At 58.4% G+C, this 8,725-nt stretch carries 13 protein-coding genes; 3 read left to right on the top strand and 10 right to left on the bottom strand.

The annotated features are described in order from the left end of the window. From Q8P46_05025 to Q8P46_05005, 5 genes are all read right to left on the bottom strand, one after another. The coding region (locus Q8P46_05025; protein MDP2619523.1) for an ATP-binding protein at positions 1-1,072 on the bottom strand (1,072 nt) is incomplete at its 3' end. Positions 1,073-1,087: 15 nt separating this feature from the next. Next, positions 1,088-1,993 carry a ParB/RepB/Spo0J family partition protein gene (locus Q8P46_05020; GenBank protein MDP2619522.1) on the bottom strand — a complete coding sequence of 302 codons (906 nt, stop codon included), beginning with the start codon at positions 1,991-1,993 and terminating at the stop codon, positions 1,088-1,090. A gap of 11 nt (positions 1,994-2,004) precedes the next feature. Next, positions 2,005-2,994, bottom strand: a complete 990-nt coding sequence (locus Q8P46_05015; GenBank protein MDP2619521.1) for a hypothetical protein — start codon at positions 2,992-2,994, stop codon at positions 2,005-2,007. A gap of 61 nt (positions 2,995-3,055) precedes the next feature. Further along, on the bottom strand, positions 3,056-3,382 hold the full coding sequence (locus Q8P46_05010) for a hypothetical protein (protein MDP2619520.1): 327 nt from the start codon (positions 3,380-3,382) through the stop codon (positions 3,056-3,058). 14 nt (positions 3,383-3,396) lie between these two features. After that, positions 3,397-4,275 (bottom strand): hypothetical protein, encoded by an 879-nt coding sequence (locus Q8P46_05005; GenBank protein MDP2619519.1) that lies wholly within the window; start codon positions 4,273-4,275, stop codon positions 3,397-3,399. Positions 4,276-4,400: 125 nt separating this feature from the next. Between Q8P46_05005 and Q8P46_05000 the strand changes: the two genes are divergently transcribed. Together Q8P46_05000 and Q8P46_04995 are read left to right on the top strand one after the other, a co-directional pair. Beyond that, on the top strand, positions 4,401-4,643 hold the full coding sequence (locus Q8P46_05000) for a helix-turn-helix transcriptional regulator (GenBank protein MDP2619518.1): 243 nt from the start codon (positions 4,401-4,403) through the stop codon (positions 4,641-4,643). An 86-nt stretch (positions 4,644-4,729) separates the two neighbouring features. Beyond that, entirely contained in the window at positions 4,730-5,950 is a 1,221-nt protein-coding gene (locus tag Q8P46_04995) for a transposase (protein ID MDP2619517.1), read from the top strand. Between the two features lie 29 nt (positions 5,951-5,979). Here Q8P46_04995 and Q8P46_04990 read toward each other — a convergent pair whose 3' ends face one another. The 4 genes from Q8P46_04990 to Q8P46_04975 form a co-directional block, all read right to left on the bottom strand. Beyond that, positions 5,980-6,171, bottom strand: coding sequence for a hypothetical protein (locus Q8P46_04990; protein ID MDP2619516.1), 192 nt, complete (start codon positions 6,169-6,171; stop codon positions 5,980-5,982). Next, positions 6,168-6,434, bottom strand: a complete 267-nt coding sequence (locus Q8P46_04985; protein MDP2619515.1) for a hypothetical protein — start codon at positions 6,432-6,434, stop codon at positions 6,168-6,170. Before Q8P46_04985 ends, Q8P46_04990 begins: the two co-directional genes overlap by 4 nt. After that, positions 6,434-6,802, bottom strand: coding sequence for a hypothetical protein (locus Q8P46_04980; GenBank protein MDP2619514.1), 369 nt, complete (start codon positions 6,800-6,802; stop codon positions 6,434-6,436). The genes Q8P46_04985 and Q8P46_04980 overlap by 1 nt, the downstream gene beginning before the upstream one ends. A gap of 111 nt (positions 6,803-6,913) precedes the next feature. Further along, complete coding sequence (locus Q8P46_04975) at positions 6,914-7,519, bottom strand: twin-arginine translocation signal domain-containing protein (GenBank protein ID MDP2619513.1); 606 nt, start codon at positions 7,517-7,519, stop codon at positions 6,914-6,916. A gap of 8 nt (positions 7,520-7,527) precedes the next feature. Here Q8P46_04975 and Q8P46_04970 point away from each other — a divergent pair, with 8 nt between their 5' ends. After that, a complete protein-coding gene (locus Q8P46_04970; GenBank protein ID MDP2619512.1) occupies positions 7,528-7,821 on the top strand; it encodes a hypothetical protein in 294 nt (97 codons plus the stop codon). Between the two features lie 379 nt (positions 7,822-8,200). On the opposite strand, the gene Q8P46_04965 is transcribed toward Q8P46_04970, so the two are convergent. Then, entirely contained in the window at positions 8,201-8,563 is a 363-nt protein-coding gene (locus Q8P46_04965) for an HNH endonuclease signature motif containing protein (protein MDP2619511.1), read from the bottom strand. Positions 8,564-8,725 lie beyond the last annotated feature (162 nt).

Genomic DNA, 8,725 nt, shown 5'->3' with positions numbered 1-8,725 from the left:
CGAGCGATGAATCCATTCTAAGCGCGCCGAGGCCAGCTCGAAAGTTGAGGGCAATGTCTTCAAAAAGTATGCGTATCTCGGCGCTTTCCGTCTGCTCTAGGAGCGGCTTGATCTTAGAGAAAATCAGTCCCATTAGGGCATCGCGCGCATCGGAATTGATGATCACATCTTTGGTTGTTGACAAATGCGACTGCCACCCCTCCCCGAGATCGACCCACCCACCAACGCCTATCCCGTGATATTTTTCGCTACCGTCTGGAGATTGGTAGCAGTCGTTGGTCCGCTCTATGATTCTGTAGCCGTAGCCAACCGCAATCTGGGACTGCTTGTAGGTCCGGCCATCTATTAAGGCGACACAACCCCGGACCGGCAAAGACTGCACGCCGACGCGGATCGATGCTTCAAAGGTTATGTGATCTTTCGCCGACTCCGGTGACTGAAATGGGTCTGAAAGCGCCGCAATATCCGAGCTTCTCCCGTTGGTTATTGTCTGCCAGAGCAGCCGCTTGCCGCGCCGCAGGCCGGGACCGTAGATCTGGGAAAGTTCTCTGGTGACATGGCCGCTGTGAACTGAACGCCCAGTCAGGAGATGCAGACGGATCATGGTGCCGTGACTGAACTCACGCAGTTCGTCCGGCGTATTGCTGGGCGTCGAAGGTTCCCACTCATTCGGGACAGGAAAGAACGAAGTTGCTCCAAACTGCTGCGCCCAAGCCCTCTGGTGGTGGCTAACCAGCCCATCGCGAAGTGTCCACACATCAACAACACTGGGGAACCAAAGGATGGCCATCGTGCCGCCAGAGCCGTAATGTCCGATGTCCCCCACCGACCGACCGATCGTATCGCCAAGCTGAAACAGCATGCCCACGGCTTGCATGCCGCGACCGTCGTCAACAACCTCAAGCACGCGATTCGTCGTGTCATGTATGATCAGCACTGTAGAGGCGTCGCCCCTGCCGGGTCCATAGGAGTTGTCAATCAACTCACTGAGCGCGCCGTGGACTGTCCACTTTTGCTGCTGCAAAGCGCGCAGAAAGGCCGGCTTCGGCGTGGTGTCATATGGTGCATTCATGACTCACCTTTCGAGCTAAAGGTTGAATGGCGGCTCAACACCCACCTCACGCATGAGGGACATGATGGTTTCGATTCGGTCCGGCACTGGCATCTGGCACAATTCCTCGACAAGAGATTTATACGCCGCAGATCGTGAGGGTGTCTCAGAAGCAACCTTCCCGTTGACGCTTTGATTTGCTTGCTCTGTTGGCTTGGGCGCTGGATGTCGGCGGGCGGGTGGCTCTTCGCCTCGTATGAAATCATAGGCATCCTCGAAATTCGGCGAGGCGCCGTTCTTCACTCGGAACCATGCCTGCCGCTGTTCTTGGTGGCTGAGGCGCTTCAGCACGTCGAGGTTGACGCCCTTGTCCCAGCGGGTGCCCTTGATCTCCGCCATGACCTGCGGAGCGATGCGGTCTCCGCGCTCGGCGTCCCGCTGGACAGCGCGCTCGGATTGGCCGGTCTTCTTGGCGGTGTCGGCGGTGAACGTCGGCGCCAACTTGTCGCTCACGTTAGCCCCTTTGGCACGATTCATGCCGGCGGCCTGTGCCTTCCCGGCCCGCGTCTCTGGATGCAGAGCCTCATAGGCATCCTTGCGACGGAGGGTGAAGAATGCGCGCTCAGAGGGCGTCAGTTTAGGTCCGCAGAGATTTTCGTCGCACTCGGCAATCTGCCGCTGGAGTTCCGACAGATCCACCACCTGCGCTGGAATCTCTTCGCAACCGAGTTGTCGGCAAGCCTCGAGACGATGCACGCCAGCGACGATGCCGTAGCCGTCCACGGCCACATGGTCGCGTATGACCTTGCAGCAATAGACGGTGATCGGATTGAGGATGCCAACATCCACCATGCTCTCGCGGATGTTCTCCACCTGCGCAGGGTTGGTGCGCCGGGGGCGGTCACCCGCCTCCACCAGTGAAACTGGAATCATCGCCAGCATATATGGCACCTCTACTTGGAAGCCCTCAGCCCCTTCGCCCAAGGCGTCCCAAGCAGGTAGAACGCGGCCATGCCGTTCGGCTTGACCATCTTGATCTCGTCACCACGAAAGGCGGCGTTCCATGCCAACGCGGCGGCACGCGCCTGTACACGGCGGGGAGAGGCACCGCTCGTATTACGATTGTTGCGCAGCCATATGAGAAATGCGCGCTCGGGCATACCAGCGACCAGACCTTCATCTTGGGCAAAGCGCCGCCAGAATTCCGCGGCCTGCGATGCCTGATAGCGGAATGTCTCCAGTGCAACCGCCATGATTGCGGCGCGCTTCACATACGTCGCTGTTTCGGTAGGTGCCCCCTGAAGGACGGCGCTAAGCAGTTCGGCCGGCTCCTTGTATTTCTTAAGCGAATTGAGGCGATCAAGGCGGGAGACGAATGCTTCCCCCTTTATCTGTTCGAAGCGGTTCCTTATCACCCCGATAGCGCTCAGAACCTTCGGTGCCATAGCAACATCCTCGCCCTGCCCAGTCGCCCGAAGGCTGTCAATCCAGGACCGAGCCTTGTGAATGTCAAAGACGGCATAGATTCTACCGGCATCGTCGATGTCTGCCACCTGCTTTCGGGTGACAGTCAACACCTGCGGAATTCCACAGGCGGCAACAGCCTCCAGCGTATGATTCCCGTTGATCACCAACTCCTTCCCGTCTGGCAGGACGCAGATGTAGACCTGAGTTCCCGGGATAAATCGGCCGACCTGCATCTCGGCCGCAAGGCGTTTGACGTTCCCTTCGCTGATCTTCCGCTGGCGCTCGAAATGGGCGGTCTCGCGCAAATGGCGGGCAACCTCGGGCGTCACCACCTGTACTGTTGATTCCACCGCTGAAAGATCATCAATCGCAACGGGATTCTCTTCCGCCAACTGCTGAGCATCCTCCAAGGTTGGCGGACCCATCGCCGCGGTCGACTCTACTGCCGCTTCCATCATTTCCATATCAGTGTCCATTCTATTTCCGGAGCACCCCTGATCACCGGGGCCGTGAGATCGCCCCCCAATCTTTACGAATCTACCCTCTAACCCCCGTCGCTCTCAAGGCTCTATGCAGTTGCGTGATGTCCGATGCCGAGGGATCTTTTCCCTCGAGCGAAAGGCCGTGGATTTTCTGGTAGACCCGCGCCGCGAGTTCGGCGTGCATGGAGGACAGGGGCGTCAGCTTCTTTCGCGCGGCGAGCATGCGCATCAGTTCGTCGTATTTCGCGAGGCCGACTTCGTTGAGGCTGAATGCCGGCTCGGGGATTTTTTCCGCCGTCACAGCCAATGCTGGCGCCGCCGCCAGTCCCACGGAAGCGGCACCTAGTCCCATCGCACCCTTCAAAATCTTCCGTCTGTTCATCGATCCATTCTTGCTCACGATAGAAGTCCTTTCGAGTCTAAACGAGCAGCATTGGCAAGGCAGAGCGCATAGAAACCAGTAATTTTGCACTTGAAATCCCCACGCTTTTCCCCTCGATAGGGAAACGGCGCTTCCCATTTTCCGTTATCTCTCATCGCCGCATAAGCGTTCTCGACATACCAATCGAAAAGAGAATCCCCGACATGCCAGATTGTTTGGTTGTCGATCCGCTGCAAAAGATCGTCCATTTGCCAAGACGATGTTGAAAGTTTGGCGAGGACGATTGGCAACTTTTTCGCATACGAACTCGAGGAGTAATATTTTACATCATCAACCATAACAGCCTCTAAGTTCAAGTACTCGGTACTACCAATATCCTCGAAAATGTTATCTGTTTTTTCACCATGCCCATACGGAATAAGCGATAGATCGTTTGTCCACTTTTTGATCTCATCAGAAAAGTCAGGGTCGGAAAGAAACGGCGCATTCGCATCGATACTCGAAATGGAATCGACAACCAGAATATTGTCCGGGAGTTCGTAGAGCCAAACAGTCGCCCTCATTCCGGTTTCGTTATCCCGCTCAACCCCGATCCAGCACGGCATCTCCCGCAAAACCCCATCATGGAGCCCCCACACAAGGTCGCGCTTGCATGCGGCCCATTTCTCCGGGTCGACAAGACGCTGGTACTTAGAATGAGAGATGTTTCGGCCCAGCTTCCCGACTTTCGTCGGTCCCGCGGTCTCGATTCCCGAAGCACGCACCTCCGGCAAGCCGCCCAACGCGGTCCCTGCCGCCAACGCTCCGGCTGCTGGAAACAGTCTCAAAAAGCCGCGCCTGTCCATGGTCGCGCTCCCTTTCTTCCAAAACCCTCGCAACGCTTCCTTGACCATAAACCACAATCCTACTACTTTGCAACATCGAAGTTCGATGTTACATAGCACGCTCCGAACCGCTGGGAAAATCCCCGTTGAAACAGATTGCTACAAAACATAGCCCTGTCTACGATCAGACCTCTATGATCACGGGGACACAGATTCGGGCGGCGCGAGCGCTTCTCGGCTGGACGAGCGAGAGACTCGCCACAGAATCGGGGATTCATTACGCGACCATATCGCGGGCCGAACAATGCGAGGGAGTCCCCCCGGTCCGGGCTCAGACTTTAGCTGGATTACAGTCGACTCTCGAAGCCGCGGGAATCATCTTCCTATCGACGGGAGATGTTCGCTCCGGCGGGCCCGGAGTCAGGCTGCGGGAATAACAAGCGAACGTCTGGAATTGGCGGGGGAATGCGCGTTTCTTTGCTAGGGCGCTTGTTTTTCCGGCATTTTCGCCTATATGGCTTTTATGCCGGAAATTACGCGCACGGTTAAACTCAAGGTGAATATTCCGCTCGATGCTGCCAGACGCACAGTCGAGGCGTGGACTGCCGCCTGCAATGCCGTGAGCCGGATTGCCTTCGAAAACGGCCGTCTTTCCAATGCGATCAGACTTCAGAAGCTTTCCTATGATACTGCCAAATCTGCCGGTCTTTCGGCTCAAGTCGCCGTGTCCTGCATCCGGCATGTTGCCAGCAAATACGCTGCTGCTCGGTCCAATAAGCACGCGCTGATCGCCCCGGCCGTGTTCAGATCGCAGGCTGTCATCCTTCAGGGCGGCAAGCGCGGCCGTGACGTGGCCATCAGGTCCTCCGGTCTGTCCGTCTGGACCGCCGATGGCCGCTTCAAGGCTGTGCCCTTCTCTGGCCCGCCGGGGCTTGCTGACAAGATTGCCAACTGGACTTTCGGCGATGGCCGCTTGATGGTCATCGGCAAGTCCGTCTTCCTCACCCTCAGCTTCAAGAGAGATGTTGAGGAACGCACCGCCCCAAACGATGCCGTTGTCGGTGTTGACCGGGGCATCAACGTGCTCGCCTGTGCAACCGATGGCAGTCGCCACTGGATGCGCAAAGGCAGCCACACCAAGCATGTTCGTGACCGTTATCTGCATATCCGCTCGTCTCTCCAAAGGAAGAAGGCAGAGAGTCCGACGCGATCCGTCGCCAAGACGCTCAAACGGCTGTCCGGTCGAGAGAAAAGGTTCATGCAGGCCGTCAATCATGAGGTGTCCAAGTCTGTCGTTACGTTCGCCGAACGTGCCGGTTGTCCGGTCATTGCGGTTGAGCAACTCGACGGCATCCGCGGGCATCGTCTGCGCAAGAAAGTGCGCCGGGAAGTCCAGCGATGGGCTTACGGACAACTCGCCTTCTTCATCGGCTACAAGGCAGCCGAGCGCGGAATGACGGTGATCGAGGTCGATCCGAGAGGCACCAGCACGGGATGCTCGCGCTGCGGTCATACCGCTGGCGCCAACCGGAAACGGCATGCTTTCGAGTGTCGGGCTTGTGGTCATAAACTGCATTCCGATCTCAACGCCGCGCACAATATCCGTCTGCGTGGCATCCTGGCGCGGCAAGTTCTGCGTCAGGATGGGCCGCCGTCATGCGGCCCCGAAGTTCGACCCATCGATCCCGGCTGGAAACCGGGGGAGGGTACGGACAAGCCGTCTGCTTTAGCTGACGGCTCATGACCTTTGCGAAAATGTCAAGACACCTTCCGCTACTGCAGCACCTCGTCGGTAATCGGATCCGGATTGGCAAACCAGCACACCTCAGCAATCGCCTCAATGCTTCGTCCGAGAGGTCGAGCCGCGGATTCTGTGGCGCCGACCCTTCGCGTCGACGGCTGATCTTCGGCCGGGGCTGCGGTGGCGAACATCTTGGCACTGATGATCAGTTCACGGCCGCTCATATGACCTCCCTCGACGTCACCTGGACATGCCTCCAATCGACAATGATCTCGCGAGGCAGCCGGCAAATCGTATGCTCCCAGAAGTCGCGCAGCCAGCGCTTGAGGCGCACTCGCCACGGCAGCAGATACACAAGCCGGTCGGTCTGGCGCCGCAGCGTTACATCGAAAAGCGCGCGGCTCTCCGGAAAGAGCACCTCCAACGGGCCGTGGCCGTGTCGCTCGAACGCCTCTTGGATCAGGCTACAATCCTGCGGGGTTGCCATTAGCCCTCCTTGGTGCGGCCGCCCATGCCCTTCGCCTGCCCGGCCTTCTCCGCCAGCCTCTTCAAGGTGGTGGTCACCCGCGGCATCTTGCGGGAGTCGATGTCCTTCCACTCTTTGGGAAGGGTTGCATCGTTTTCTTGAAGCCAGAGGAGATCCTCCTTCATCCTCCGGCGCCGCTCTATAACCTCCGCGGCTCCCTCGGCCTGGCGCAGCTCTTCTTCTTCGCGGTCTTTCTCGACGAGCACCTGCTGCAGTTCAGCGATCTGCCGCTCGATATCATCCCTGGAAAGGCTTTTCGTATTCATCATCGTCGCCCATGGTTTGTTGTTGAAAAAAACACCGTAGAGCGAGCACGAAGCGGAGGTCAAGCGGCGATCTCGGCGCCTTTGAGCGTCAGCGTCCAATTAGGCGCCACGCGCCCGGCCGTAGCGATTTCCGTAACGTCGCCATGACCAGATGCGGTGTCCCATCAACTCGAGTCATGCTCGCCGGACCTCCTCCTCCAGCACGCCGTGCACGGCGACCATCCGCAGATCGATTCGAAGCGGATCGCTCCCGTAATGAGTGTATATCTCACAGGGAAAGCCGTCGAAGACGTGCTGGAACACTTGATCGTCTGCGCCAATGAGCGAAAGCGCCATACGGACACGCTCTCGTTCGTCCATGGCGGTCAGGAGAGCCTTTACACCAACCATATCGTCGAGGCCAAAGCCGACCATCTGCATTTCAGGATCCGACCGCAAAGCAAAAGACCGGTAGGCCCCGCCCTGGGGTGTAAACTCGACGGGATCATTCCGCAGTTCCAGACTCTCCGGGACCAAAACCGGCTCCCACCGATTGCCGCACAGAATCTCGAGGAGAGGTATGGGCGTAATTGTCAACCGAGCAGCCTCTTCAATCAGCGGCTCAGGGACGAAGCCGGAGAAAGCTTCAAGGGGCATCGCTGAGGCCGCAACCCCAACGCCGAGCATCTTCAAGAAATCACGTCGGTTCATCCCCTGCCTCGCTTCAGGTTTGCCAAGCTGGCAGCGGATAAGGCTCGCCGCATATCCCGACGACGAGCGCTCTCCTCCGCGATCGGCCACTTGAGGCCATGCTTACGGGCGTAGGCCTCAACATCCGCAATCACGATACTGCGTTCGAGGGCAGCGCTGACCTCACCCCATGTCCTGCCATCCAGCCTCAGATAATAGGCGGCCTGCATGTCCGTGCGCCTGTCGGAGGCATTTTGCACGACGTATGGCCTGTTCATCCGCGAGATTATCACTGGCCGGTCGCGCAGGAACGATTCGACGCCATGCCGCCGCACTTGATCAAGGTAGTCGACGAGAACGAGGTTCTCTGGAGCGTCATTGCTGTGATTGCGGTCAGCGTGGAGAACCTCTAAGCCGTCTGACAGCCTCTCGCGAAGCCACGCTGGCGACCTTCCTTGATTTTCGTCCAACCATGCCCTGTGGTGTCGCCGAAGCGGACTCATCTACCCGCCTCCACGCGCTTCCACACTGGGAGTCCATGGGCGACCGCTGAGCACGCGAAGCCGACAAGACGACCTAGGCGCTTCGGAACCCCCCGATGGCGATATCGCGTGATGGTATCGCTGGACACGCCTAGACGCCGCGCTGTTTCCGCGCTTGACCAGCCCATGTGCGCCTGCCACGCCTTGAAGTCGTCTGCCGACATTTCCGACTCCTCTTTCTGCGGTCGATATACGGCATTGTGCGGATATAATCCAGCCCCTTACTCCGCATTATGCACCAGATATCTATTCACCCGGTGCCGCCTGTGAAGATCCGGCAGCGCGCCGGGCGGCTCTCCGGATTGGCGCACCACTCCGGCAGCATCTCGATCAGCCCGTTCTCCCGGGCGTAGATCTCCATGCTCGCCTTGGTGCCGTGATGGTGATGACATAAGGGAAGCAAATTCGACCATTCGTATTTCAGGTCCGGCCGGTCGACCACCGGCAGGATGTGGTCGACGACCGCCGTCAGGGAAATCCGGTCCTGCTCGGCGCACCATTTGCAAAAGGGGTTCCGACGCCTGAAAACTACCGACAGCTTATCCCACTTCGAATCGTAGCCCCTATCCCGCGGGGATCCCCGGTAGCGGCCGCGATTTTCCTTCTTCGCCACAGCCGGCGCCAGCGGCGGAAGCCACGGTCGAAACGTCGGGGGACGGCCGGATCTTGTCATCTTGCTCAAACGTCGATCGGGCAACTTTCTGGTCCATCGCTCTATACAACAGCTATCCCATTGAAACAAGAGCGTTTTTATAGGGCGTCGCCAGAGTTTTAG

This window comes from Hyphomicrobiales bacterium, from assembly GCA_030688605.1.
In the GTDB taxonomy this organism is placed as follows: domain Bacteria; phylum Pseudomonadota; class Alphaproteobacteria; order Rhizobiales; family NORP267; genus JAUYJB01.
This window is presented reverse-complemented; position numbering and strand designations above follow the sequence as displayed.

Coding starts and splice junctions, on each gene's coding strand:
- Q8P46_05020 (MDP2619522.1), bottom strand. CDS start 1,993: ATGCTGGCGATGATTCCAGTTTCACTGGTGGAGGCGGGTGACCGCCCC.
- Q8P46_05015 (MDP2619521.1), bottom strand. CDS start 2,994: ATGGACACTGATATGGAAATGATGGAAGCGGCAGTAGAGTCGACCGCG.
- Q8P46_04990 (MDP2619516.1), bottom strand. CDS start 6,171: ATGAGCGGCCGTGAACTGATCATCAGTGCCAAGATGTTCGCCACCGCA.
- Q8P46_04970 (MDP2619512.1), top strand. CDS start 7,528: ATGCTTACGGGCGTAGGCCTCAACATCCGCAATCACGATACTGCGTTC.
- Q8P46_05000 (MDP2619518.1), top strand. CDS start 4,401: ATGATCACGGGGACACAGATTCGGGCGGCGCGAGCGCTTCTCGGCTGG.
- Q8P46_04985 (MDP2619515.1), bottom strand. CDS start 6,434: ATGGCAACCCCGCAGGATTGTAGCCTGATCCAAGAGGCGTTCGAGCGA.
- Q8P46_04995 (MDP2619517.1), top strand. CDS start 4,730: ATGCCGGAAATTACGCGCACGGTTAAACTCAAGGTGAATATTCCGCTC.
- Q8P46_05005 (MDP2619519.1), bottom strand. CDS start 4,275: ATGGTCAAGGAAGCGTTGCGAGGGTTTTGGAAGAAAGGGAGCGCGACC.
- Q8P46_05010 (MDP2619520.1), bottom strand. CDS start 3,382: ATGAACAGACGGAAGATTTTGAAGGGTGCGATGGGACTAGGTGCCGCT.